The organism is Paraburkholderia unamae (genome assembly GCF_003096875.1).
In the GTDB taxonomy this organism is placed as follows: domain Bacteria; phylum Pseudomonadota; class Gammaproteobacteria; order Burkholderiales; family Burkholderiaceae; genus Paraburkholderia; species Paraburkholderia unamae.
The window spans coordinates 224913-251236 of the sequence record NZ_QEOB01000014.1; the positions used below are offsets into that span (position 1 = coordinate 224913).

Below are 26324 nucleotides of genomic sequence, written 5' to 3' on the forward strand. Positions count from 1 at the left end.
GCCCCGGTAGGGCCATCGTCGGTTAGTCGTAAGCTTTTTTGCTATCGTAACGCTCCGCCCTTTCCCGCCGAGCGTGATTCGATGAGCACCGTCGCTTTGCCCGCGCGCCGCGCGCCCGACTTCCAGGCCGTCCTCCTGATGGTCGTGATTTGTGCGATCTGGGGCTTTCAGCAGGTCGCGATCAAGACCGCCAATGCGTCGGTGCCGCCCGTTTTCCAGGCGGGCCTGCGTTCGGCCATCGCCGCGTTGCTCGTGTGGGGCTGGGCGCGCGCCCGCGGCATGCCGCTCTTTCGCGCGGACGGCACGCTCGCCGCGGGGCTGCTCGCGGGCGGGCTGTTCGCGGCGGAGTTCGTCTGCATCTTCGTCGGCCTCACGATGACGAGCGCCACGCGCATGGCCGTCTTTCTCTACACCGCGCCGTGTTTCACCGCGCTCGGGCTGCACTGGTTCACGCCCGGCGAGCGCATGCGCCGCGCGCAGTGGATCGGCGTGACGGTGGCGTTTCTCGGCATTGCCCTCGCTTTCGCCGACGGTTTCACACGCAAGGGTTCGTCCGGCGACACGCACGCAATGCTGATCGGCCTCGTGGGCGACGGGCTCGGCGTGCTCGGCGGCCTGGTCTGGGCGGCGACCACGGTGATCGTGCGCTCCACCCCGCTTGCGCATGTGAGCGCGAGCAAGGTGCTCTTTTATCAGCTTGCGGTTTCGGGGGTGGCGCTGCTCGCGCTCGCGGCGGGCATCGGCCAGATGGAAATGCACGCGGTCACGCCGCTCGCCATCTTGAGCCTCGGCTATCAGGCCGTAGTGGTGGCGTTCGTGAGCTATCTGACGTGGTTCTGGCTGCTCACGCGCTATATGGCGTCGCGGCTTTCCGTTTTCTCATTTCTCACGCCGCTCTTTGGCGTCACGTTCGGCGTGGCGTTGCTGGGCGAGTCGTTCAGCAGCCGCTTCCTCGCGGCCGCCTTGCTCGTGCTCGCCGGCATCGCGCTCGTGAACGCGCCAGCGAAGGTACCAGCGAAGGTACCAGCAAAGGTACCAGCGAAGCGACGCACCTGACGCCGCCTCACCCGCGCTCTCAAGCGCCGCTCGCGCCTTCCAGCGCCTGCGCGAGACTCACGTATTCCTCAACCGGCACTTCCTCGGCGCGGCGCGCCAGGTCGAAGCCGAGCGCGTCGAAGTCGAGACGATCGCGATACTCGCCCAGCGTGTTGCGCAGCATCTTGCGGCGCTGCGAGAACGCGGCCGTCACGAGTTCGCCGAGCACGGCCTGATTCACCTTCGGCAGTTCGTGCGGCGCGAACGGAATCATGCGCACGATAGCTGAGTCCACCTTGGGCGGCGGCTGGAACGATTCGGGCGGCACGTCGAGCATCTTGTCCATCACATAGCGATACTGAAGCATCACCGTGAGGCGGCTAAAGTCCTTGCTGCCCGGCTCCGCCACCATGCGTTCGACCACTTCGTTCTGCAACATGAAGTGCTGGTCGATCACACGGTCGGCGAACGTGGCGAGATGAAACAGCAGCGGGCTCGAAATGTTGTACGGCAGGTTGCCGACAATGCGTAGCGTGGGCTTTTCGCCGGGCGCCGCAAGCGAGCCGAAGTCGAACTTGAGCGCGTCGCCCGCATGGAGTTCGAGCAACGGGCCAAACTTCTTCGTGAGACGCGCGATCAGGTCGCGGTCCAGTTCGACCGCGTGCAGCGGCGACTCGGGCGTGGCGAGGCGCTCGATGAGCGGTCCGGTGAGCGCGCCGAGACCCGGCCCGATTTCGACCATGCGCTCGCCGCGCTGCGGACGAATGACGTCGACGATCGAATCGATCACGCCCGTGTCGACGAGGAAGTTCTGGCCGAAGCGCTTGCGCGCGAAGTGGCCCTGGTGCTGTCTGCTGCTATTGGACATCTTGTCTGGAATCAATCAGATAGCGCGCCGGTGGCGCGCCATCGAAACGGCGGTGTCGAGGGCGGCGATCAGGCTGCCCGCGTCGGCGCGGCCGGTGCCGGCGAGGTCGAGTGCGGTGCCATGATCGACCGAGGTGCGCACGATCGGCAAGCCGAGCGTCACGTTGATGCCTTCGCCGAACGTCGCGTATTTCAGGACCGGCAGGCCCTGGTCGTGGAACATCGCCAGCACGCAGTCCGCGTCCTTGAGGTAGCGAGGCTGGAACAGCGTGTCGGCGGGATACGGGCCGCGCGCGTCGATGCCTTGCGCGGCGGCGGCGGCCAGCGCCGGGGAAATCACGTCGATTTCCTCGCGGCCCAGGTAACCGTTCTCGCCCGCGTGCGGGTTGAGGCCGGTCACGAGAATACGCGGCAGCGGCACGCCGAAATGATGACGCAAGTCGTGGTCGATGATGCGCAGGGTTTCGACAAGACTTTCGACCGTGAGCGCCGCCGAAACGTCCTTGAGCGGCAGATGCGTGGTGGCGAGCGCCACGCGCAGCGGCCGCGCGCCGGTGCCCGCCAGCATCATGACCACGCGCGGCGTATGCGTGCGTTCGGCGAGGTATTCGGTGTGGCCGGTGAAGGGCACGCCGGCGTCGTTGATGGTGCTCTTTTGCAGCGGCGCGGTGACGATCGCGTCGAACTCGCCTGCCAGTGCGCCGTCGATGGCGCGGTCGAGCAGCGCAAGCACGTAGCGGCCGTTCGCGGCGTCGAGCTTGCCCGGCTTCGCGGGCGTCGCGAGCGCGACATGTTCGACCTGCACGGGCTGGTTCGCCAGCACGGCGCTCCAGTCGACGTGCGCGGCTTGCGCGCGGGCTTCGATCAGCGCGCTGTCACCGAGCACGACGAACTGTGCGTCGGGCCAGTGCGCCGAAGCGCCCGCCAGCGCGGCGGCGCTCAGCTCGGGGCCGACGCCGGCCGGCTCGCCGGTGGTGATGGCGATGCGAATCGGGCCCGCCTTCCGCGGAGCCGGCGACGACGATGCGGAGGCGTTCATGGCTCGAATCCTTGGCTGGGCGCTCAGTTGTGCGGCGGCGTCATGCCCGCGATCTTGTAGCTGACGTAGGCGCTGTCGCGAAGCTGGCGCAGCCAGTCGGCGTAAGCCTGCTCGGCCTTGCGCTGACCGATGGCCTGGCGCGCGAGCTCCATCTGCTGGGCGATCGAGCCTTCGGCGTCGCGGCGGCCCAGCACCTGGATCAGGTGGTAGCCGTACTCGGTGCGCACCGGTTCGCTCAACTGGCCGTCCTGGAGCGTGTTCATGGCGCGCTCGAATTCAGGCACCGTTTCGCCCGGGCTGATCCAGCCGAGGTCGCCGCCCTGCGAGGCCGAGCCGTCCTGCGAATAGGTGCGCGCGAACTTGGCGAAGTCGCCGCCCGCTCCGATTTCCTGGCGGATTTCGAGCAACTTCTGACGCGCCTGCGGTTCGGACATGCCGTCGCCCACGCGCAGCAGAATGTGGCGCACGTGCGTTTGCACGAGCTTCGGCGCGTCGGCGGCCGTGCCCTGGCCCTGGCGGCGCTCGACGAGACGTACGATCTCGAAACCGTCGTTGGTGCGGATGACCGTGGGGTTCACCTCGCCCGGACGCAGCGTGGCCGCGGCGGTCACGAACTCGGGCGGCAGCTTCGACGGCGGCAGGAAGCCCATGTCGCCGCCCTTGGCCGCGTCGCTCGCCTGCGAGTTCGACTTCGCGAGGCTCGCGAACTTGCTGCCCGACTGCGCCTCCTTGAGCAGCGCGTTGGCCTTCGCCTGCGCGGCTTCGATGTCGGTTTCCGAGGCGTTCAGCGGCGCCTTGAGGAAGATGTGCTCGAAATGCAGGTCGTTGCTCTGGCCCGCGTTCGGTCCGCGCTGGCTCGCGATGTAGTTCGCGACTTCGGCGTCGGACACCGTGACCTTGCTGTCCACTTCCTTCTCACGCAGCTTCGAGAGCGTGAGTTCGGTGCGCGCGTCCCGCATGAAGGTGGTCCAGGGCACGCCCGCCGCCTCGATGCGCGAGCGGTAGCTCGCGAGATCCATGCCGTTGGCCTGCGCGAGACGCTCGAGCGTGCGGTTCACGGCGGCGTCGTCGACGGTGATGCCGTCTTCCTTGGCCTTCTGGAGCTGGATGCGCTCCAGCACCATCTGGTTGAGCACCTGCGCGCGCAGCTGGTCCATCGGCGGGACCGGCGCGTTCTGCTGCTGGAGACGATGCGAGATGAGTTCGACACGGCCGTCGAGCTCGCGCTGCGTGATGACGCCGTCATTGACGACTGCGGCGATCGTGTCGACTGTCTGGCCGCTGCCGCCAGGAAGCCCTTGTGCTTGCGCCGGCGCGACCGGCAACACGAATGCGACGGCGAAGAGACTCGCAGCGTACGCTGCCAGGCGAAGCTTTTTCATGATTCCCACAGATACTCCAATGTTGGCGGGCACGCTTCGCCCGTCTCTATGCAACTCACACCGCGTTGCTCCAAGGCGCCTTTCAGGAAAAGCGCGCCGGATCACGCGTTATTGATAATCGGTGAAGCGCGACGGCGACGGAGCCTGCCCCGGCAACTGCGTATACCCCGGCACGCTGGCCTTGAACGCCGCCACCAGCCCGTTGTCGACGTTCGACAGCCCCTTGAGCGTGAGCTGCGCGAGAAAGCGCGTGGCCGAATTCGGCAAACCCGACGTATTCACGCCGTTCGCATAGCGCTGCAAGCCGACGCCGAGCACCCAGCAGTCCGCGTCGTACTGCATGCCCACCAGGCCGTCGACAACCCGGTGGCCGTTCAGATCGTAGTTGAAGCGGCCCACGGCGTACACCCGGTGCGACAACGGCCATTGAGCCGAGATCAGAACCTGGTTGATCGGCGTGTAGTCGAGCGTGGTGTTCGCGCGCGTGTAGCGGTAGGCCACGTTCAACACCCGGCTCGGTCCCGGGCTGTACCCGAAGCCGATGCTCGCCTTCGTGAGCTCGTTGTTGTCGGCATTATATTGGAACGCCGTTTCCGAAGCGAAACCGCCCCCGATCTTCAGCGACGCGCCCGCGATCAGGTCAGAATGCGTCGCCTGCTCGGTCGTCTCGCCCGGCAAGAGCGTGACGCGCTGGTCCTGGAAGTAGTACTGCTGCGCGATCACGAAGCGCGCGCGCTCGTCGCCCGTCGCCGGGTCGATGAAGCGCGTGGTCAGTGCGGCCGTGATGCGGTTCGCGTCGGCGATGCGGTCGTTGCCGACGAAGGTGTTCGGCGTGAAGATTTCCGCGAGACCGAAGTCCGACTCGGCCGTGTCGAAAAGGGGCGCGAACTGCTGGTTGCGGTACGGCGTGTACACGTAGTACAGGCGCGGTTCCAGCGTCTGGATGTAATCCTGACCGAACAGATGCACCGAGCGGTCGAACACGAGGCCCGTGTCGAAGCTGAAGGTCGGGATCGATTCGGTGAAACTCTTCGGCGTGCCGGCCGGCGAACCGAAGGTCGACCCCGGCGTGCCGATGTTGCTCAGGTTGTACGACGCGAAGTGCCACTGCACCTTCGGCGTGACGAAATAACCCGGCCCCATCAACGAATACGACACGTACGGGTTGAAGACGACGCGGTCGCCTTCGGTCGCGTTGTCTTCCGTGATGCGGAAGCGCGAGTAGTCCGCTTCCATGCCGTAGTCGAAGCCGCCTACGTTGTACTTCGCGTACTTCACGTTCAACTGCGGCTCGCGGCCGTACGGCGGCGTGGACGACTCGACCGTCTGCCAGTGCTGGTAGCGGCCCAGCACGGACCACGGTCCGTTGTTGTACGTGAGGCCGGCTTCCTGCTGATACAGCGTCTGCGTGCCGTTCAGGAACTGGTTGGCCGGCGACGACAGGTCCGACGGATAGGTGTTATCCGAGACCTTGTTGTAGTAGATGTACCCGCCGAACCCGTTGCCGAAGTTCTGGTTGTGCTGGATGAACAGCGCATAGCGGTTCGTCTTCGTGATCGCGTCGTCGGGCAGGAAGGTGCCGGTGATCGATCCCGAGTAGTTCGTCGAGAGATACCGGTAGTTGCCCTGCAAGAACACGCCCCGCTTCGAGATGATCTCGGGCGTGAACGTGAAGTCGCGATTCGGCGCGATGTTGAAGTAATACGGCAGCGAGATTTCGTAGCCGTTCGTCGAGCTGATCGAGAACGTGGGCGGCAGGATACCGCTGCGCCGGTCGCCCGAGAGCGGGAACGACAGCCACGGGCTCGCGAAGACCGGCACGTTCTGGAAGAACAGCACGGCGTTGTGCGCGACGCCTTCGTCGCTGCCCGTGTCGAAATCGAACTCGCTGCCCTTGATGTACCACGCCGGATTGGTCGAGCACTGGCACGCGGTATAGGTGCCGTTCGTGAGCACCGAGCGCTCGCTGTCCAGCAGGTCGGCGCGCGCGGCGCTGCCCGAGCCGCCCGTGACCGTGAAATGGTATTTCGGCGCGGGCATGAAGCCCTCGTTCGCCTCCACCTTCAGGTGCGCCTCGGGCCCCGCAAACGTCGTACCGTTCTGCGAAACCACGACATGGCCATACGCATTGGCCATGTCGGTGTCCTGGTCGTAGTGCAGGGCGTCGCCCGTGACCACGTTCGTACCCTGGCGCAACTGCGCCGCGCCGCGCACCGCGAGGTCGGTGTCCGCCGTGCCGGTGGTCGAATCGCCGAGCACGAAGGTCGCCGGGTGCTGGCCCGGCGCGTTCGGGTGATCCTCGAGTTGCGGCGCGAGCCACAGGCTCCACGGGCCGTCCAGCGGCTGGGGCTGCGCGGCCGCGCCGGAGAGTTGGGCGTGCGCAAGCACGGGCACCAGACCCGGTACGGCCATGAGTGCCGCGATGAGCCGCCGCTTGCCCGGCACGCCGTCGTCACTGTTGGAGATCGTCTGGAAAAACTGTCTGGGCGGCATGTATGGTTTTGGCGAATCGGCCCGGCCGCCTGCCCTCTGCACGATGGTGGCCCGCCAGCGCGCCCGCCTCCCGATGAACCGGATCGAGGCCGGGCTGCACACAATTAATTACAATTCATCGGACGATGGACCGGCGATGAATGCGGCGAGTGAACCGTCATGCGGGCTTTGGCGCGAGTCGCGTCAAAAAAGTCGTGGGGTATTATATGGCAAGACGTTGATCCACTGATTTTGCCTCTGGCTTTCATGACCTTTTCCGCCGCGCATTCTTCCGCCGATTCCCCCGCCGGGCCCCCAGCCGACAAGCGTCGCGACCTGCTCGCCGCCTGGCTCGGCAGCCACGCCGAACGCTACGCCCTGAGCCTCGACACGCTCGCTGCGGCCTCCGCCGACGCGAGCTTTCGCCGCTACTTCCGCTTGTCGAGCGCGGGCGAGCACGGTGCGACGCTAATCGCCGTCGACGCCCCGCCGCCCGAGAAGTGCCGCGAATTCGCCCAGGTCGCGCAGTTGCTGGACGCGGCCGGCGTGCATGTGCCGCGCGTGCTGGAAGTCGATTTCGACGCGGGCTTCATGCTCGTGACCGATCTGGGCACCGCGCCCTATCTGAAAACGCTCCAGCAAAGCGGTCCCGGCCCGCGCTCGCGCGAGCTGATGCGCGACGCGCTCGACGCGCTGATCCGCTGGCAACTGAGTTCGCGCGAAGGCGTGCTGCCCGCGTTCGACGAAACCTTCATGCACCGCGAGATGGAGCTGATGCCCGAGTGGTATCTGGAGCGCCATCTCGGCCGCAAGGTGGACGAGGCCACGCGCGGCGTGCTCGACCGCACCTTCGCCCTGCTCGTGGCGAGCGCGCGCGCGCAGCCGCAAAGCTTCATGCTGCGCGACTTCATGCCCCGCAACCTGATGATCGCGACGCCCAACCCCGGCGTGCTCGACTTCCAGGACGCCGTGTACGGCCCGATCACCTACGATGTCGTCTCGCTGCTGCGCGACGCGTTCCTCACCTGGGACGAGGAGTTCGAGCTCGACTGCTTCGCGCACTACTGGGAGCGCGCGAAGAAGGCGGGCCTGCCCGTCGACGCCGATTTCGGCGAGTTCTATCGCCAGCTCGAATGGATGGGCTTGCAGCGCCACATCAAGGTGCTCGGCCTCTTTTGCCGCATCAACTATCGCGACGGCAAGCCGCACTACATGGACGACCTGCCGCGCTTTCTCGGCTACGCGAGCAAGGTCGCGCACCGCTATCGACCGCTCGTGCCGTTCGCGCGGCTCATCGACGACCTGCAAGGCAGCGCCGTCGAAGTCGGTTACACGTTCTGAGCCGGGCCGCCATGACCCCATCGAATCACGCGCCGGCAACGGCGAGGACCGGCAGCGGCCGCACCGCGATGATCTTCGCCGCCGGCCGCGGCGAGCGCATGCGCCCGCTCACCGACACCTGCCCGAAGCCGCTCCTCGAAGCGGGCGGCAAACCGCTCATCGTCTGGCAGATCGAGCGGCTCGCCGCGTCGGGCTACACACGCATCGTCATCAACCACGCATGGCTTGGCGCGCAGATCGAAGCCGCGCTCGGCGACGGTTCGCGCTTTGGCGTGACGCTGCACTATTCGCCCGAGCACGACGCGCTCGAAACGGCGGGCGGCATTGCGCAGGCGCTGCCGCTCATCGAGTCGAACGGCGTGCCCGAAGTATTTCTCGCGGTGAGCGGCGACGTCTACAGCGCCTACGATTTCGCACGCCTGAAAGCGCGCGCCCAAGCGCTCGCGGCGCAGGCCGAGCCCGGCATGCATCTCGTGATGGTGCCGAATCCGCCGTTTCATCCGAACGGCGACTTCGCGCTGAACGCTGAAGGGTTGCTCTCGCTCGAAGGCGCGCCGCGCTACACGTTCGGCAATATCGGCCTTTATGACACGCGCATGTTCCGCGACCTCGCGCCCGGCACGAAGCGCGCGCTCACGCCGTACTATCGCGAGTCCATCGCGCAGGGGCGCGCGAGCGGCGAGCTGTACGAAGGCGTATGGGAAAACGTCGGCACGCCCGCACAACTCGAAGCGCTCGACGCCGCCTTGCGCAGCGCCGCCCGCCACGGCTGAAACGCGCCGTACGCACGCCGGCCTGCGCTCGGCGCGGCGCGCATCAATGGCCGCCCGCCGCCGGCGCTTCGACTTGCCCCTGCTGCCCCGCTTGCGTCTGGGGCGTCTCGCTCGCCTTTTGCTGCTGGAGCGCCCACATCTGCGCGTAGTGTCCGCCCGCGCCCAGCAACTCCGCATGCGTGCCGCGCTCCACGATGCGCCCATGATCCATCACGATGATCTGCTGCGCGTGCACGACCGTGGAGAGCCGGTGCGCGATCACGAGCGTCGTGCGCTCGCGCGCGATCTGGTCGAGCTCGTGCTGGATAGCGCGCTCCGAGCGCGAGTCGAGCGCTGACGTCGCCTCGTCGAACAGCAGAATCGGCGGATTCTTGAGCAGCGTGCGCGCGATCGCCACGCGCTGCTTCTCGCCGCCCGAAAGCTTGAGGCCGCGCTCGCCCACGGGCGTGTCGTAACCCTTCGGCAAACTTTCGATGAACGCGTGAATATGCGCCGCACGCGCCGCCGCGATCACTTCCTCGCGGCTCGCCGTAGGGCGGCCATAGGCGATGTTGTAGTAGATCGAATCGTTGAACAGCACTGTGTCCTGCGGCACGATGCCGATCGAGGCGCGCAGCGAATCCTGCGTGACGTCGCGGATATCCTGACCGTCGATCGTAATCGCCCCGCCGCTCTTGCCAGGATCGGCGCGATCGAGATCGTAGAAGCGGAACAGGAGCCGCGCGAGCGTGGACTTGCCCGAGCCGCTGTGCCCCACCACGGCCGTGGTCGTGCCCGCGGCGATCGTGAAGCTCAGGTCGTGCAGGATCTGCCTCGAAGGCTCGTACGCGAAATTCACATGCGAAAAACGCACCTCGCCGCCACGCACCGCGAGCGCGGGCGCGCCGGGCACGTCGGCCACTTCGCGCTCGACGATGAGCAGCGTGAACATGCGGTCCATGTCGGTGAGGCTTTGCTTGAGTTCGCGATACACCACGCCGAGAAAATTGAGCGGAATGTAGAGCTGGAGCATGAACGTGTTGATGAGCACGAGATCGCCGAGCGTGAGCCGCCCCGCCATCACGCCTTGCGTCGCACGCCAGAGAATGAACACGAGCCCCGTGCCGATGATCGCCTGCTGCCCGAAGTTGAGTGCGGAAAGCGAGTGCTGCGACTTGATCGCGGCCTTGCGGTAGCGGCGCAGATTCTCGTCGTAGCGCGTGGTCTCCCACTCTTCGTTGCCGAAGTACTTCACGGTCTCGTAGTTGATGAGCGAATCGATCGCACGCGCGTTGGCGCGCGAATCGAGCTCGTTCATGGTGCGGCGGAAATGCGTGCGCCACTCGGTCACCTTCACCGTGAACACGATGTACGCCACGAGCGCGATGAGCGTCACGATCGCGTAATACGCCTCGTACTTCACCACGAAGAAGCCGAGCACGAGGCCCACTTCCACGAGCGTCGGCAGGATGCTGTAGAGCGAGTACGAAATGAGCTGCGTGATGCCGCGCGTGCCGCGCTCGATGTCGCGCGACATGCCACCCGTTTGCCGCTCCAGGTGAAAGCGCAGCGAGAGCGCGTGCAGATGGCGGAACACCTTGAGCGCGAGCTGGCGCACGGCGCTTTCCGTCACCTTCGAAAAGAGGATTTCGCGCAGCTCGGTGAACAGCGACGTCGAGAGCCGCACCACGGCATACGCCACCACGAGCAGCCCGACGCCGCCCGCGAGCACGATGCCGGGCGCGTGCTCCGCCCGCCCAAGCGCTTCGAGATGACGCACGGAAGCGAGGCCGTCGACGATGTGCTTCATCACGATCGGCACGCCGAGGTTGGCCACCTTCGCGCCGATCAGGCAGGTGAGCGCGAACGCCACGCGCCATCGATAGGCGGTGAGGTAAGGCAGCAGCGAAACGATCGTCTGCCAGTCGTTGCGCGGCCCGGTGGCGGGCAGCGCGGGTTCATTGGAAGCGGGAAAGCGGCGCATGGGCAAGCGGCGAAAAGCGTGCGGGATGCGTGCGCCCGGCGACGCGCGAAGGCCGGTGCCGGGCGCGTCGCAAGCGGCACGACGAGTCTTGTGGGGTTATCGGCGACGGGTTTCGCGACGGTGGAAGGCGCGAATGGACCGCCCGCCCCACCGGATGCTTTCCCGTACAATTCCTGATCGACGTATTGTCGCAGAAGGCGGCAGGTGCCGCTGGCCGCGCCAGATTGGCCCTGGATTGGCTCCTCGCCCGCGCAGTTTCGCCGCCCGCCGTTCGATCCCTTTTCATGGATGCCCGATGACCGACTCCTTCCCGCTCCCTCCCAAATCGCCTGCCCTGCGCGTCGTGCCGCAACCCTCGGACGCCAACGTGCACGGCGACGTCTTCGGCGGCTGGATCATGGCGCAGGTCGACATCGCCGGCTCGATTCCGGCCAGCCGCCGCGCCAACGGACGCGTCGCCACCGTCGCGGTGAACTCGTTCGTGTTCAAGCAACCGGTGTTCGTGGGCGACCTGCTGAGCTTTTACGCTGAGATCGTCAAGACGGGCACGACTTCGGTGACCGTCGAAGTCGAGGTCTACGCACAGCGCATGCGCCTCCAGGACGAAGTCGTCAAGGTGACCGAAGCCACGCTCACCTACGTCGCGACCGGCGCGGACCGCCGCCCGCGCGCCCTGCCCGACGTCGAATAAGTCCACGGCGAACGTCGCGACCCGCGCAGCGGCGCTCGCCTTGCGACCGGCTCAGGCCGTCCACGCAAGCCCGGGCGGTTCCTCATAGGCCGCGCTCGCGCGCAGCAGCGCCGCCGCCTCGTCGCCGGGCAGCGGCGGCGCGAAAAAGTAGCCCTGCAACTCGTCGCACGCGCGCTCGCGCAGGAAGGCGAACTGCGCCGACGTCTCCACCCCTTCCGCGATCACTTGCAGCCGTAGCTCGTGCGCAAGCGCGATGATGGCCGCCGTGATCGTTTCGTCGTCGCTGCTCGTGCCGATGTCGGCCACGAACGAGCGGTCGATCTTGAGCCGGTCCACGGGCAGGCGCTTGAGGTAGCTCAGGCTCGAATAGCCGGTGCCGAAGTCGTCGATGGCGATGCCGATGCCGAGCGCGTGCAGCTCGTTCAACATCGACACGGCCTCCTCGGCATTGCGCATGAGCGTGCTTTCGGTCAGCTCGATTTCGAGCCAGCAGGCGTCCAGCCCGGTTTCCTGAAGCACATCCTTCACGAGCTGCGCGATGTCGCGCTGATGGAACGTCTTCGCCGAGAAGTTCACCGAAACGCGCACGGGCGGCAGCCCTGCTAGCTGCCACGCGCGATTTTGCCGGCACGCCTCGCGCAGCACCCAGTCGGAGAGCGGGCCGATCAGGCCGCTTTCCTCGGCCACGGGAATGAACTGCGCGGGCGAGACGAGCCCCACCTCGGGGTCGCGCCAGCGCACGAGCGCCTCCATGCCGACGATACGCCCGCCCTCGATCTCCACCTGCGGCTGGTAGTGCAGCAGGAACTCGCCGTCGCGCAGCGCGCGGCGCAGGCGCCGCTCCAGGCTCAGGCGCACGCTCACATTCGCGTTCATCTCGGGCTGGAAGAACTGGAACGTGTTGCGGCCCATGTCCTTCGCGCGATACATCGCCACATCGGCCTTCTTGAGCAGCGACTCCGCGTCGTTGCCGTCCTGCGGGTACACGCTCGCGCCCATGCTGCAACCCACGTACAGCTCGGTGCCGTCGATCCACACCGGCTCCGAGATCAGCGTGCGCGCCCGCTCCATCCAGCCGATCAGCGACTTCTCGTCGATGGTGTCGGTCAGCACGATCACGAACTCGTCGCCGCCGTGGCGCGCGACCGTGTCGGTCGTGCGCGTGCAGCGCTGGAGCCGCTCGGCCACCACGCCCAGCAGCCGGTCGCCCACGCTGTGGCCGAGACTGTCGTTCACATTCTTGAAGCCGTCGAGGTCGATGAACACCACCGCCACGCCCGTATCGTGCCGCTGCGCCGCGAGCAGCGCGTGCTGGAGCCGGTCGCGCAGGAGATTGCGGTTGGGCAGCATCGTCAGGCTGTCGTAGTTCGCCTGGTATTCGAGCTGTTCCTGGTAGCGGATCAGCTCGGTCACGTCGTTGATGATGCCGATGTGATGCGTGATGCGGCCGCCCAGATCGGGCACCGGCGCGATCAGCAACTGGTTCCAGAAAAGCGCGCCGTCCTTGCGGTAGTTGCGCAGCACGGCGCTCACCTCGCGATTGGAAAGCAGCGCCTTGCGGATGGCGATGAGGCCTTCCTGATCGCGGTCGTCGCGTTGCAACAGCCGGCAGTCCTGACCGACCACCTCGGCCGGATCGAAGCCCGTGATGCGGCGAAACGCCGGATTCGCGTACTCGATCAGGTTGCTGCCGCCCGGCCCCGGCGCGGTGATGAGAATGGCGTTCACGCAGGCGTCGAGCGCGCGGCTTTGCAGGCGCAGCGCGAGGTCGGCGCGCTTGCTGTCAGTGGTGTCCGAATACGAACCGAGCACGCCGATCACGCGGCCATCGCCGTCGAGCAGCGGCAGCTTGCTCGTCATGGTGGTGCGATGCAGGCCGTCGATCGTCAGATCCTGCTCGAGGTTGATGCGCGGCAGGCCCGATTCGAGCACGTCACGGTCCTGCTCGCGCATGACGTCGGCATACGCACGCCAGGGCAGCTCGTCGTCGGTCTTGCCGATGATCTGCTCCGGGTACGAGAGGCCCGCGTCGCGCGCGAAGGTCATGTTGCAGCCGAGATAGCGCGATTGCGCGTCCTTCCAGAAGATGCGCTGCGGAATGTTGTCGATCACCGACTCGAGCATCTGGTTCGAGCGCTGCGCCTCCGCTTCGGCCTGGATCTGCTCGGTGACGTCGTCGGCGAGCACGAACACGGCGTCGCGGCCGAGGAAGGTGAGCGAGTGATGCGAGATGTCCGCGCTGATGAGCGAGCCGTCGCGGCGGCGATGGTGCCAGATGCCGGCCATCGTGCGCACGTTCTGCGTGAGCGTGTCCGAGCGCGAGAGGTGCTGCTCCAGGCGCGATATATCCTCGGCCGGACGGATGTCGCGGATCGTCATCGCGAGGAATTCTTCCTCGCTGTAGCCGTACTGCTGGATCGCGGCGGTGTTCACGGCGAGAAAGCGCAGTGTCTCGCGGTCGAACACGTACATGGGCACCGGGTGGGCGTCGAAGAGGCCCTGGAAGCGCTCGTTGCGCAGGCGCATGCCGCTCACCGCGCGCAGCTTTTCGCGGGCGGCGCTCTCGCGCGCGCCGAACGTGTAGATGAGCAGCGTCGCGCCCGCGAGCATCGTCACGATCAGCAGCAGCGAGGCGCGGCCGCCCGAGCGCGCCGAGTCGGCGAGCGCGCCGGCCAGCGCGAAGTCCTCGGCGCTTTGCAGCGCCGCGAGGCGCGCGGCGAGCCGGTCCACACGCGTGTCGATGCGGATGTATTCGTTGGCGAGCCATGCCGCCGTGGCGGGCGACTGGGTTGTGGCTTCGCTCGCGGGTGTAGCGGTGGCTGATGCGGGGATCAATGCGGGGACCGATGCGCCGTTCGCGACGCCTGGCGCATTCGTGAACGCACTGTCAGAAGCAAGCGAAGCGAGTGCATCGGGCGCGACGGCGCTTGCCGCCACGACAGGCGCACCGAGCGACGGCATGATCGCGCCGGTCACCACGTGGCCGGCCGCGCGGGCATCCTTCGCGCTCGCCCACTGCGTGACTGATCGTGCGGCTGACTGCGTGACTGACTGCGCAGCCGTCGCGGCGGCGTTGCGCGCGAGCGCGTCGCGGCCGGCCGGCTGCACCTTGGGCGCGCGCGCCGCATTCGCGGGCGACGCCGAGCCGGATTCCTGCGCCGCCGCACCGCCCTCCATCCCGTTGTCCGCCACGGCCTGCGCAACCGCGACGGCCTGGGCGCGCTCGTCGGCCAGGCGCTGCTCGGCGCGCGCCAGCGTCGTGTCGATCTCGCCCGCAATCGCCGTGGCTTCCAGCGCCGCGGCGTCGAAGCGCGCCGCGAGGTCCGCGTTGCCCGCCAGTTCCGCACGCAGCGCGCGGCCGGTTGCGTCGAGTTGCGCGGCGCGCGTCTCACGCGCCCCTGCGGCCTCGGGCACCCCTTGCTGCGCGAGACGCCCGAGCGCGCTCACGCCACGGCCCAGGGCGTCGCGATAGAGGTCGAGGTCATGGCGGATCCGGGCGGCTTCACCGGCGCGCCGGTCGATCTCGCGCTGGGCGTCGATCTGCGTCCACGCGACAAAGGCGTTCGCGCCCACGGCCGCCGCAACGACGGCCAGATTGATGAGTTGGCGCTTCGAAAAAAGAAGGTTCATGAAAGCCGAGCGTCGTTCGCGCCCGCGCCGTGTGCGCGGGATGATGGGTCACGAACTGCGCGCGACCGGTCGGCGCCTGAAGCGCCAACCCGAAATAACGGCACGGCCAGGCTCGTCTTGAGGGGCCAGGCGGGGAAAGTGGGGAAAATTCGCGCACGCTCGCTCGCACGCGGCAAGCGCGTGCGAGCGAACGGGGAAAAAGCGGAAAAAGAGCGGGAAAAATCAGCGGGGCGCCGCCAGCCCGAACTCGTGCATCGCGGGCGCGAAGTCGTGATTGCTCTCGGGCTTGCGCGCGAGCTTGGCGAGCACGTAGCGCTGGAACGGATCGAGCTGCGACCACGCTTCGACGCCGGGCGCGCGCAGGTTGGCGAGTTCCGACTGAAGCGCGATGCCGCCCGGCACCGCACTCACGTCGCGCCATGCGGGTGCTTCATCGGGCGCAAACCACTCGGGCTCGACGTTTGCATGCGTGCGCATCATCTCGAAGAGCGCGTGGTCGAAGTTGGGCTCGATCTGCGTGTCTTCGTCCACGGGAAAGCACGCCAGCAACCGGCGGTCTTCGTAGGGCAGCAATTGCCATTGCGCGAGCGAAATGCGCAGCCCGAAGCGATCCAGATTGAAGCGCACGCACATCGGGATAAAGGTGAGGTTTTCCGACGAATCGACCTCGAAGCGGAAAAGGAGCGGAGCTTCGTTTAATGCCATGACGGTGTCCTCGCGACGCGGGCATAAGCGGACACAAACGCACATCAGCGCACGCGGCCCGCTTGAGGTATTTTAGAACCTTCCGTGCGCGGCGCGGCCCCGCCGTCCACCGGCGGCGCCGCGGTGCCGCGCCGCACAAGGTCATGGAGTTTAGCGCTTGAATACCCCTACCCGCGCGCCGATTCCGGCGTCGAATCCTCTGGAAACCGAAGAACAGCCCGGCGCCGTCGCATTGCGCGTACACCGGCACCGTGGCGGCGACGTGCAAACGCGCGAGGACCACGTCGGCCAGGAATGGCCCGTCGCGCTCGTCTTCAACGGCATCTCGCACGCGGTCATGATGTGCACGCCGCGCGACCTCGAAGCGTTCGCCGTGGGCTTCGCGATCTCGGAAGGCATTGTCGGGCGCAACGCCGATATTCAGGACATCGAGGTCCACTGGCATGAGGACGCGGACCTGCCGCACGCCGAAGTCCACCTCACCGTGGTGCAGCAGGCGTTCGTTGAACTGAAGGAAAAGCGCCGCGCGCTCGCCGGGCGCAGCGGCTGCGGCGTATGCGGCATCGAAAGTATCGACCTGCTCGACCTCGAACCCGAGCAGGTGCCCGACACGGGCTTTGTCGCGCGCCTCTCGCCCGACGCCATCGCGCGCGCCGCACGCGAATTGCCGCAGCACCAGGCGCTCACGAAGCTCACGGGCGGCCTGCACGCGGCCGCCTGGTGCGACGAAAACGGCGCCATCCTGCGCGCCTTCGAGGACGTGGGCCGCCACAACGCGCTCGACAAGCTCATCGGCCGGCTCGTGATGGAGCGCGCCGACACGCAGCAGGGCTTCGTCTTCCTCTCCAGCCGCGCGAGCTATGAGCTCGTGCGCAAGGCCGCGCGCGTGGGCATTCCGATGGTCGCGACGATCTCGGCGCCCTCGTCGCTTGCCATCGCCATCGCGAAGCGCGCCGGACTGCGGCTCGTGAGCTTTTGCCGCGAGTCCGGGTACGTCGATTACGAAACGGCCTGAAGCGCCATTGGCTTAATCGAACTGCCGGAAATCCGGCTTGCGCTTTTCGAGGAAAGCCGTGAACGCCTCGCGCGCTTCCGGTGCGAGCAGCATCTTGCCGAAGTGCACGAACTCCTCGCTGATGCGCGTCTTGATCTCGTGATCGCTCGCGCGCTTCATGAGCGACTTCGTCACGCGCAGCGACGACGCAGGCAGCGCCGCCAGCTTCGCCAGTTGCCCGGCGACGAACGCGTCCAGCTCGGCGGCGGGCAGCACGCGATTGACGAAGCCCATGCGATGCGCTTCCGCTGCGTCGAAGGTCTCGCCGAGCAGCAGCTTTTCCGCAGCGCCCTGATAGCCCGCAATGCGCGGCAGCAACAGCGACGAAGCGGCTTCCGGGCACAGCCCCAATTGCGAGAACGGCACACCAAAGCGCGCATTGTCGGCGGCGTAGACCATGTCGCAATGCAACAGCAGCGTCGTGCCTACCCCGATGGCCGGCCCCTTCACCGCCGCGACGAGCGGCTTCTCGAACGTCGAGATGGCATCGAGAAAGCGGATCACGGGCGAATCGGCACCGGTCGGCGGGGTCTTCAGAAAGTTCTCGATGTCGTTGCCGGCCGTAAAGCTCTCAGCGTGGCCTTGCAGCAGCACGGCGCGCACCGAGGCGTCCTCGTTCGCGGCGGCAAGCGCGTCGGCCATCGCCTGGTACATCGGAGGCGTGAGCGCGTTCTTGCGCGCGGGCCGGTCGATGGTGATCGTGAGCACGCCATTCTCGCGTGCGGTCAGGATTTCGTTGCTCATACGAATGTCTCCTCAGGTCGCAATCTGATACGAAAAACGGTCCGCAAACCGCGAAGTCTGCGAACCGTGTCGATAACGCTATGCGTCAGGGGCCGATCAGGGGCCGAAGCGCTTACAGCCGCTCGATGATGCCCGCCGCACCCATGCCGGTGCCCACGCACATCGTCACCATGCCGTACTTGTAGTTGCGGCGGCGCAAGCCGTGCACGACCGTCGAGGCGCGAATCGCGCCCGTCGCGCCGAGCGGGTGGCCAAGCGCGATCGCGCCGCCCAGCGGATTGATCTTCGAAGGATCGAGCCCCAGGTCCTGGATCACCGCCAGCGACTGCGCGGCAAACGCCTCGTTCAGCTCGATCCAGTCGAGGTCGTCCTGCTTCAGGCCCGCGGCCTTCAGCGCCGCCGGAATCGCTTCCTTCGGGCCGATGCCCATGATCTCCGGCGGCACGCCGCGCACCGCGAAGCTCACGAAACGCGCGAGCGGCGTGAGGTTGAACTGCTTGAGGATCTTCTCGGAAACGACGATCAGCGCGCCCGCGCCGTCCGACGTCTGGGAGCTGTTGCCCGCCGTGACCGAGCCCTTGTTCGCGAACACCGGACGCAGCTTCGCGAGGCCTTCGAGCGTCGTATCGGCGCGCGGGCCTTCGTCCAGCTCGATCAGGCGCTCCTTCACCTGCACTTCGCCCGAAGCGAGATCGGGGAAGCGCTCGACGAGCGTGTACGGCGCGATCTCGTCCCTGAACTCGCCCGCCTGTTGCGCGGCGAGCGCGCGGCGGTGCGATTCGACCGAGAACGCGTCCTGCGCTTCGCGGCTCACCTTCCAGCGCTCCGCGACCTTCTCGGCGGTCAGGCCCATGCCGTAAGCAATGCCAACGTCTTCGTTGCGATCGAAGATATGCGGCGAGAGCGACGGCTTGTTGCCCATCATCGGCACCATGCTCATCGACTCGCAGCCGCCCGCGATCATCGCGTCCGACTCACCCACGCGAATGCGGTCGGCGGCCATGGCGAGCGCCGTGAGGCCCGACGCGCAGAAGCGGTTGACGGTCACGCCGCCCACGCTTTGCGGCAGCCCCGCGAGCAGCGCGCCGATGCGCGCCACGTTCAGACCTTGCTCGGCTTCCGGAATCGCGCAGCCGACGATGGCGTCTTCGATCACGCTCGTGTCGAGGCCGGGCACCTGCGCCACGGCCGACTTGATCGCGTGAACGAGCAGCTCGTCCGGGCGGGTGTTCCTGAACACGCCGCGCGGCGCCTTGCCGATGGGCGTGCGGCTCGCGGCGACGATGTATGCATCCTGCAACTGTTTGCTCATCTTTGACTCCAGTATCTCGTATGCGTCGTGCCGCTTAGTTGCGCACCGGCTTGCCGGTTTGCAGCATGCCCATGATGCGTTCCTGCGTCTTCTGCGTGCCGAGCAGTTCGACGAAGGCGCGGCGCTCGAGCTTGAGCAGCCATTCTTCGTCGACGAGGCTGCCCGCTTCGACGTCGCCACCGCACACGGCTTCGGCGATGCGGCTCGCGATCAGGAAATCGTGGTCGCTGATGAAGCGGCCGTCGCGCATGTTCACGAGCGACGCCTTGATGGTCGAGATCGCCGAGCGGCCCGCCACCGGAATCTGCGTCGCGCGCAGCGGCGCACGGTAGCCCGCCGCGCTCAGTGCGCGCGCTTCCTTCTTCGCCGTGTCGAGCAGCTCGAACACGTTGAAGACGATGGTGTCCGAGGGCTTCAGATAGCCCATCGCGCGCGCGTCGTGTGCCGAGCTGGACACCTTCGCCATCGCCGCGTTTTCGAACGACTTTTGCAGGAAGCGCAGCAGATCGCTCGGGGCCGCGCCAATCGCCTGCGCGCCTTCGGCCGCGCGAATCGCCGCTTCCTTCAGGCCGCCGCCCGCCGGCACGAGACCCACGCCCACTTCCACGAGGCCAACGAAGCTCTCGATGTGCGCAACGCGCTTCGCGCTTTGCAGCATGATTTCGCAGCCGCCGCCGAGCGCGATGCCCGAGACCGCCGTCACGACCGGCACGTTCGCATACTTCACGCGCAGCATCGTGTCCTGGAACTTCTTCACGAACGGCTCGATGCCCTTCGCCCCGCCCATCATGAACGCGGGCATCGCCTCTTCAAGGTTCGCGCCCGCCGAGAACGGGCCGCCCGGCGCGCCGAGCCTGAGCGACGTCGGTTGCCAGATCACGAGGCCCTTGTAGCCGTCTTCGGCGATCTCGATGGCCTTCACGAGCGAGTCGAGCAGCGCCGGACCCATCGTGTTCATCTTGCTCTTGTACGAGACGATGACGACGTCGTCCTCGCCCGCGCGGTCGTCCACCCAGGCGCGCAGGTTGTCGTTCTCGAACAGCGTCTTGCCGAAGGTCTTCGGGTCGCGTGCGTTCGTTTCCCCGAACAGCGCCGCGCGGAACACCTGGCGCTCGTACACCGGCAGAGTCGAGCGCGGCACGAAGCGCGCCTCAGCCGGCGACCACGAACCCTGCGCGCCGTGCACGCCGCCGTTTTCGGCAACCGCGCCTTCGAACACCCAGGCGGGCAGCGGGGCATTCGAGAGCGCCTTGCCTGCGTCGATGTCTTCCTTCACCCACTCGGCCACCTGCTTCCAGCCCGCGGCCTGCCAGCCTTCGAACGGGCCTTCGTTCCAGCCGAAGCCCCAGCGGATCGCGAGATCGACATCGCGCGCGTTGTCCGCGATCGACTGGAGATGCACGCCGATGTAGTGAAACACGTCGCGGAAGATCGACCACAGGAACTGCGCCTGCGGATGCTGCGTTTCGCGCAGCAGCTTCAGACGCTCGGCGGGCGGACGCTTGAGGATGCGGCCCACCAGTTCGTCCGCCTTGCCGCCGCCATCGACGTACTCGCCCGTGCCGGCGTCGAGCACCTTGATCGCTTTGCCTTCCTTGCGATAGAAGCCGCCGCCCGTCTTCTGGCCGAGCGCGCCCTTCGCCACGAGCCCCGCGAGCACGGCAGGCGTCTCGTACACGGGGAAGAACGGATCGTCCTTCAGGTTGTCCTGCATCGTCTTGATGACGTGCGCCATCGTGTCGAGACCAACCACGTCGGCCGTGCGGAACGTCGCCGACTTCGCGCGGCCAAGGCGCGCGCCCGTGAGGTCGTCGACTTCATCGAAACGCAGTCCGAACTTCTTGGCCTCGGCGATCACCGCGAGGATCGAGAACACGCCCACGCGGTTCGCGATGAAGTTCGGCGTGTCCTTCGCGCGCACCACGCCCTTGCCTACCACGCTCGTCAGGAACGATTCGAGCTGGTCGAGGATTTCGGGCTGCGTTTGCGCGGTCGGGATCAGTTCGACCAGGTGCATGTAGCGCGGCGGATTGAAAAAGTGCACGCCGCAAAAGCGCGCCTTCAACGTATCGTCGAAGCCATGCGAAAGTTCGGTGATCGACAGGCCCGAGGTGTTGGTCGCGAAGATCGCGTTCGGGCCGATGTGCGGCGCGACCTTCTTGTAGAGGTCGTGCTTCCAGTCCATGCGCTCGGCGATCGCTTCGATCACCACGTCGCATTCCGCGAGTTTGGCGATGTCGTCTTCGTAGTTCGCGGGCGTGAGATATTTTGCGTCGTCCTTCACGCCGAACGGCGCGGGCGAGAGCTTCTTGAGCGCTTCGATCGCCTTGAGCGCGATGGCGTTCTTCGGGCCTTCCTTCGCGGGCAAATCGAACAGCAGCACGGGCACGCGGGCGTTGATCAGGTGCGCGGCGATCTGCGCGCCCATCACGCCGGCGCCGAGCACGGCCACCTTGCGAATATTGAGGTTGCTCACGTTGTTCCTCCAGCGGGTATGCAATGTCGAGCGGATTGAGGTGTGAGGGCGGCGCGCCGCGACAGATAACGCAACGCGGACCGCCTCTGGACATCGTCGTGTTGACCGGGCGCGCGGTCGAAAAGCGCGCGCCCGTTGGCTTTTAGAACAGCGCTTCGTCGACTTCCATCAGCGTCTTCGAACCCGCGCGCGCCTGGCGGATCGACGTGGCCGTTTCGGGCAGGAGCTTGGCGAAGTAGAAACGCGCCGTGGCCAGCTTCGACTTGTAGAACGGATCGCCCGAGCTTTCCTTGTCGAGCGCGATGCGCGCCATGCGCGCCCAGAAGTACGCGAACACGAGGTGGCCCGCCGTGCGCAGGTACGGCACCGCTGCCGCGCCCACTTCGTCGGGGTTCTGCATGGCCTTCATGCCGATTTCCATCGTGAGCTTCTGCATCTTGTCGCCAATGTCGGCGAGCGGATTCACGAACTCCTGCATTTCCGGCTTGATGCCTTCGGCCTCGACGAACTCCGTCACGATCTTGCCGAACTTCTTGAGCTTCGCGCCCATGTCGCCGAGCACCTTGCGGCCCAGCAGGTCGAGCGACTGGATCGTGTTCGTGCCTTCGTAGATCTGGTTGATACGCGCGTCGCGCACGTACTGCTCCATGCCCCACTCGGAGATGAAGCCGTGGCCGCCGTACACCTGCATGCCGAGGTTGGTGCTCTCGAAGGCGTTGTCGGTGAGGAAGGCCTTGATGATCGGCGTGAGCAGCGCGACGAGGTCGGCCGCTTCCTTGCGCTCTGCTTCGTCGCCGTGCGAAAGCTCCTTGTCGATCTGCAAGGCGGACCAGTACGTGAAGGCGCGCGCGCCTTCGGCCCAGGCCTTCTGCGTGAGGAGCATGCGGCGCACGTCCGGATGCACGATGATCGGGTCCGCCGCCTTCCCGGGCGCCTTCGGGCCGGTCAGCGCGCGCATTTGCAGGCGCTCCTTCGCGTACGTGAGCGAGTTCTGGTATGCGACTTCGGTGAGGCCGAGACCCTGCATGCCGACGCCCAGACGTGCGGCGTTCATCATCACGAACATGGCGTTCAAGCCCTTGTTCGGCTCGCCGACGAGCCAGCCTTTCGCGCTGTCCAGGTTCATCACGCAGGTCGAGTTGCCGTGAATGCCCATCTTGTGCTCGATCGAGCCGCACTTGATGCCGTTGCGCTCACCGACTTCGCCCGCTGCCGTGGGGATGAACTTCGGCACGACGAAAAGCGAGATGCCCTTGGTTCCCGGCGGGGCATCAGGCAGACGCGCGAGCACGAGGTGGATGATGTTCTCGGCCATGTCGTGCTCACCGCTCGAGATGAAGATCTTCGTGCCGGTGATCGCATACGAGCCGTCGCTGTTGGGCTCCGCCTTCGTGCGCAGCATGCCGAGGTCGGTGCCGCAGTGCGGCTCGGTCAGGCACATCGTGCCGGTCCACACGCCTTCGACGAGCTTCGGCAGATAAGCCTTCTGGAGTTCGGACGTGCCGTGCGCGTGCAGACATTCATAGGCGCCATGCGAGAGACCCGGATACATGGTCCACGCCTGGTTCGCCGAATTCAGCATTTCGTAGAGCGCGTTGTTCACGAACGCGGGCAGGCCCTGCCCGCCGTATTCGGGATCGCAGCCGAGTGCCGGCCAGCCGGCTTCGACATACTGCTTGTACGCTTCCTTGAAACCGGTGGGCGTGGTGACGACGCCATCACCCGCGTAGGTGCAGCCCTCGCGGTCGCCGACCTGGTTCAGCGGAAACAGCACCTCGGAGCAGAATTTGCCGGCTTCTTCGAGCACCTGGTTGATGGTGTCGGCGTCGAGGTCGGCGTGCTTCGGCATCTGCTTCACTTCGCCTTCCACGTTCAGCAGCTCGTGCAGCACGAACTGCATGTCGCGCAGCGGCGCGGTGTACTGTCCCATGTCTTCTCTCCAAAAATTCGAGCTTCGGGTCCCTCGCGCCGCCGCGACTTCAATGTTGCGGTCTGGGCGCTACTGGGTCTCGCTCTGATACGAAACAATCAGTTTCTCGAACGCGGCCCACGTATGCTCGACCGCGTCCGGCAGATGCAGGAAGCGGCCGTCATGATGCAGGCCGAGCGTCACGCTATACAGTTCGAAGAGCATCAGCGCGGGATCGGTCTCCTTACGCAAATGGCCTTCTTCAATCGCCTGCGAAATGGCCCTCAGGAGCGCCGCACGCCACATCGACACGCTCGCGACCAGGGTCTCGCGCACCTGGCTGTCCGCGCGGTCGTCGTACTCGACGGCGCCGCTGATATAAATGCAGCCCGTCGTGACTTCGTGGATGCGCTTCTCGAACCATCGTGAGAGCATCGCACGCAGGCGAGGCAAACCGCGTGGTTCACGCAAGCTCGGAAAGAAGACTTCTTCCTCGAATCGACGGTGGTACTCGCGCACCACCTCGACTTGCAGGTCTTCCCGTGAGCCGAAGTGTGCAAAGACGCCACTCTTGCTCATCTGCATACGCTCGGCGAGCAGGCCGATGGTGAGTCCTTCCAGTCCATCGCGACCTGCGAGGTCGAGTGCTGCGTCCAGAATGGCAGCTCGTGTCTGTTCGCCTTTTCGCATAGCTTTCTTTACCGTAACGATGTGGCCGCGATGTCGCCGTCAACTGCTCGTCAACTGCTCGCATCGGGGCCTGAATTAAATCGAACGGCCGTACTATTGTTGAGGACAGCCGTCCGCGAAACAAGGACTTTATTAGAAACCGATTTCTAACCGGTACTCTAATTTCCGGGGTTCGCGCGCTGCGCACAAGCCGACATTCTCTCGATTGCACACGCGGCCTGACGTATGGCAGGCGAGCCTTGCCGGGCGGTCTATTTGTCTGATCGTTCTAGTCGTAACCGCCCACCGTAATGAGCTTCATGACCGCGCGGTAAGACGCCCAGGCAAGCCAGTTCACGGCACGCACGTGCCAGGGGCGCGCCTCGTAGCGCGCACGGTCGATCTGCCCGGCATCGCCGAACGCCGCGAGGATCGCGTCGCGCAACTGCTCGATTTGCGGATGCTGCACGAGCAGCACGTTCGCCTCGTTGTTGAGCACGAGGCTGAGCGCGTCGAGATTCGAGGAGCCGACGGTGGCCCAGGTCGAATCGACCACGGCCACCTTGCCGTGGAGCATCGTTTTCTCGTATTCAGCAATCTGCACGCCCGCGCTGAGCAACTGGTGATAGAGGAACGGCACCCCGTAGTCGAGCACCTTGAATTCATTTCGTCCGACCAGAAGCTTGACCGCCACGCCCCGCTCCGCGGCCGCGACGAGCGCGCGCCGCAAGCGCCGACCCGGCATGAAATACGGATTGGCGAGCAGCACTTCCTTGCGCGCCTCGCCGATGGCGTCGAGATACGCCTTTTCGATGGCCCGCCGGTTCACCACGTTGTCGCGCGCGACGAACGCCACGCAGGGCACGTGCGCCGTGCGCGGGTCGCGCACGCTCGCGCGCAGGCGCTCGCGCAGCCGCGTGAAGAAGCGCTTGGCGCGCGACGAGCGCACGGTGGGCGCAAGCGCGCGCAGCGCGTCGTCCACCATCTGCGTGGGACGCCCCACCGTATGGCCGGTCGGATGCGGCGACATGAAACCGGCGCTCGCGGGCACGCCGGGCGAAACCTGCTGGGGCAGCGGCGGGCGGTAGCCGAGCCGGATGCGCCGCCACTGCTGCTCGATCGCGAGGCGCACGTCCACGACCACGGGGCCGTGCAGTTCCACGGCGAAATCCCAGCGCGGAAACGGCAGCTTCCTGCCGTCCTGCTCGAAATCGTCGATCACGTTGATGCCGCCGCAATAGGCGAACTGGTCGTCGATCACGGCGAGCTTGCGATGCGTGCGCGAAAAGCCGAAGCGCCCGAAGATGTGCGGGTTGTACACGCGGTGCTCGACGCCCGCGCCCGGCCAGCCATCGAAAAGCGCGATGCGCGGCGAGCCGACGCCGTCGGTGATGACGCGCACGCGCACGCCGCGCGCCGCGGCGCGCAACAGCGCCTCGGAGAGCGCGCGGCCGATGTCGTCGTCGCAGAAGATATAGGTTTCGAGGGCGACGTCGCGCGTGGCCGCGTCGATGCGCTCGATCATCGCGCCGAAAAGACCGGCGCTCGAACTGAACAGGCGCACGTCGTTGCCGCTCGTGAAGCGGTAGCGCGAGCGATAACGGCGCCCAAGCAGCGCCTCGCGCAGCCGCACGACGCGCTGCGATTCGATGCCGGGATCGGTGCTGGTCTCGCTCATTTGCCTGCTCCGCGCAGCCGCTCGGGCAACTGGAGGATCGCCTCGCGGTTCGACCACGAGAAGCACTTCGCCGCTGCCTGCTCGTAGGGCAGCCACACATACGCCGTATGCTCGCGCGGCGCGAGGGTCACGACCGTGCCCTCGGGCACCGCCAGGCTGAACCAGTGCTCGGTGTTGCGCGTGACGCCCGGCGCATAACGATGGCGCCAGACTGGATAGATTTCGTACTCGATCTCGTGATGCCAGTCGAGCAGCGCCGCCTGCGGCAGACCATCGGCGCCGACGGCAATGCCCGTCTCCTCGCCCACTTCGCGCACGGCGGTTTCGGCGAACGGCTCGTCCAGGCGATCCTTCGAGCCCGTGACCGACTGCCAGAAGCCGGGCCGGTCGGCGCGTTCGATGATCAGGACCTCCAGTTGCGGCGTATGGATGACGACGAGTACGGATTCCGGAATCTTCGGCGGCTTCTGCATGGTGATGGAGCGTGGTGGGAACGCGCGCTGCGCGCTTGCGGCGCGTCTAAAGGTAATTTAACGCAAAAAGCAAAAAAGGCGCACGATGCGCCTTTTCTGTTGTTGCGATGC

At 66.3% G+C, this 26324-nt stretch carries 20 protein-coding genes; 6 read left to right on the forward strand and 14 right to left on the reverse strand.

Annotated elements, in window-relative coordinates:
- Positions 1-81: 81 nt before the first annotated feature.
- Positions 82-1056 (forward strand): DMT family transporter, encoded by a 975-nt coding sequence (locus tag C7402_RS28085; protein WP_116612928.1) that lies wholly within the window; start codon positions 82-84, stop codon positions 1054-1056.
- A gap of 19 nt (positions 1057-1075) precedes the next feature.
- Here C7402_RS28085 and rsmA read toward each other — a convergent pair whose 3' ends face one another.
- From rsmA to C7402_RS28105, 4 genes are all read right to left on the reverse strand, one after another.
- Positions 1076-1903 (reverse strand): 16S rRNA (adenine(1518)-N(6)/adenine(1519)-N(6))-dimethyltransferase RsmA, encoded by an 828-nt coding sequence (rsmA, locus tag C7402_RS28090; RefSeq protein WP_116612929.1) that lies wholly within the window; start codon positions 1901-1903, stop codon positions 1076-1078.
- 15 nt (positions 1904-1918) lie between these two features.
- Positions 1919-2941 carry a 4-hydroxythreonine-4-phosphate dehydrogenase PdxA gene (pdxA, locus tag C7402_RS28095; protein ID WP_112173384.1) on the reverse strand — a complete coding sequence of 341 codons (1023 nt, stop codon included), beginning with the start codon at positions 2939-2941 and terminating at the stop codon, positions 1919-1921.
- 23 nt (positions 2942-2964) lie between these two features.
- Positions 2965-4323, reverse strand: a complete 1359-nt coding sequence (locus tag C7402_RS28100) for a peptidylprolyl isomerase (RefSeq protein ID WP_116612930.1) — start codon at positions 4321-4323, stop codon at positions 2965-2967.
- A gap of 108 nt (positions 4324-4431) precedes the next feature.
- A complete protein-coding gene (locus tag C7402_RS28105; protein WP_116612931.1) occupies positions 4432-6816 on the reverse strand; it encodes an LPS-assembly protein LptD in 2385 nt (794 codons plus the stop codon).
- Here C7402_RS28105 and C7402_RS47100 point away from each other — a divergent pair.
- Genes C7402_RS47100 through murU form a run of 3 tightly spaced genes read left to right on the forward strand, consistent with a single transcriptional unit; the run spans position 6746 to position 8909 of the window.
- Positions 6746-7045, forward strand: a complete 300-nt coding sequence (locus tag C7402_RS47100; protein ID WP_165842007.1) for a hypothetical protein — start codon at positions 6746-6748, stop codon at positions 7043-7045. The genes C7402_RS28105 and C7402_RS47100 overlap by 71 nt on opposite strands.
- A 17-nt stretch (positions 7046-7062) precedes the next feature.
- A complete protein-coding gene (locus C7402_RS28110; protein WP_116612932.1) occupies positions 7063-8136 on the forward strand; it encodes an aminoglycoside phosphotransferase family protein in 1074 nt (357 codons plus the stop codon).
- 11 nt (positions 8137-8147) lie between these two features.
- A complete protein-coding gene (gene murU / locus C7402_RS28115; RefSeq protein WP_116612933.1) occupies positions 8148-8909 on the forward strand; it encodes an N-acetylmuramate alpha-1-phosphate uridylyltransferase MurU in 762 nt (253 codons plus the stop codon).
- Positions 8910-8952: 43 nt separating this feature from the next.
- Here the strand turns inward: murU and C7402_RS28120 are convergent, their stop codons facing one another.
- A complete protein-coding gene (locus C7402_RS28120; RefSeq protein ID WP_116612934.1) occupies positions 8953-10872 on the reverse strand; it encodes an ABCB family ABC transporter ATP-binding protein/permease in 1920 nt (639 codons plus the stop codon).
- Between the two features lie 295 nt (positions 10873-11167).
- On the opposite strand from C7402_RS28120, the gene C7402_RS28125 reads away from it, so the two are divergent.
- The gene (locus tag C7402_RS28125; protein WP_112173390.1) at positions 11168-11563 is read left to right on the forward strand and encodes an acyl-CoA thioesterase; all 396 of its coding nucleotides are present in this window, start codon (positions 11168-11170) and stop codon (positions 11561-11563) included.
- Positions 11564-11614: 51 nt separating this feature from the next.
- On the opposite strand, the gene C7402_RS28130 is transcribed toward C7402_RS28125, so the two are convergent.
- A complete protein-coding gene (locus C7402_RS28130; protein ID WP_244314956.1) occupies positions 11615-15193 on the reverse strand; it encodes an EAL domain-containing protein in 3579 nt (1192 codons plus the stop codon).
- Positions 15194-15415: 222 nt separating this feature from the next.
- Entirely contained in the window at positions 15416-15898 is a 483-nt protein-coding gene (locus C7402_RS28135) for a nitrate reductase associated protein (protein ID WP_112173391.1), read from the reverse strand.
- A gap of 157 nt (positions 15899-16055) precedes the next feature.
- On the opposite strand from C7402_RS28135, the gene fdhD reads away from it, so the two are divergent.
- Entirely contained in the window at positions 16056-16913 is an 858-nt protein-coding gene (gene fdhD / locus C7402_RS28140) for a formate dehydrogenase accessory sulfurtransferase FdhD (RefSeq protein WP_224038942.1), read from the forward strand.
- A gap of 12 nt (positions 16914-16925) precedes the next feature.
- Here the strand turns inward: fdhD and C7402_RS28145 are convergent, their stop codons facing one another.
- The 7 genes from C7402_RS28145 to nudB all read right to left on the reverse strand — a co-directional run bounded on the left by C7402_RS28145 (position 16926) and on the right by nudB (position 26213).
- Positions 16926-17696 carry an enoyl-CoA hydratase gene (locus tag C7402_RS28145; protein WP_112173392.1) on the reverse strand — a complete coding sequence of 257 codons (771 nt, stop codon included), beginning with the start codon at positions 17694-17696 and terminating at the stop codon, positions 16926-16928.
- Positions 17697-17808: 112 nt separating this feature from the next.
- Positions 17809-19008, reverse strand: a complete 1200-nt coding sequence (locus C7402_RS28150; RefSeq protein WP_112173393.1) for an acetyl-CoA C-acyltransferase — start codon at positions 19006-19008, stop codon at positions 17809-17811.
- Between the two features lie 34 nt (positions 19009-19042).
- Positions 19043-21484 carry a 3-hydroxyacyl-CoA dehydrogenase/enoyl-CoA hydratase family protein gene (locus tag C7402_RS28155; protein ID WP_116612935.1) on the reverse strand — a complete coding sequence of 814 codons (2442 nt, stop codon included), beginning with the start codon at positions 21482-21484 and terminating at the stop codon, positions 19043-19045.
- Positions 21485-21626: 142 nt separating this feature from the next.
- Positions 21627-23414 (reverse strand): acyl-CoA dehydrogenase C-terminal domain-containing protein, encoded by a 1788-nt coding sequence (locus tag C7402_RS28160; RefSeq protein WP_112173395.1) that lies wholly within the window; start codon positions 23412-23414, stop codon positions 21627-21629.
- A gap of 69 nt (positions 23415-23483) precedes the next feature.
- Positions 23484-24083, reverse strand: coding sequence for a TetR/AcrR family transcriptional regulator (locus tag C7402_RS28165; protein WP_028206015.1), 600 nt, complete (start codon positions 24081-24083; stop codon positions 23484-23486).
- Positions 24084-24351: 268 nt separating this feature from the next.
- Positions 24352-25740, reverse strand: coding sequence for a phospholipase D-like domain-containing protein (locus tag C7402_RS28170; protein ID WP_112173396.1), 1389 nt, complete (start codon positions 25738-25740; stop codon positions 24352-24354).
- Entirely contained in the window at positions 25737-26213 is a 477-nt protein-coding gene (gene nudB, locus C7402_RS28175; protein ID WP_112173397.1) for a dihydroneopterin triphosphate diphosphatase, read from the reverse strand. Before nudB ends, C7402_RS28170 begins: the two co-directional genes overlap by 4 nt.
- Between the last annotated feature and the right edge of the window lie 111 nt (positions 26214-26324).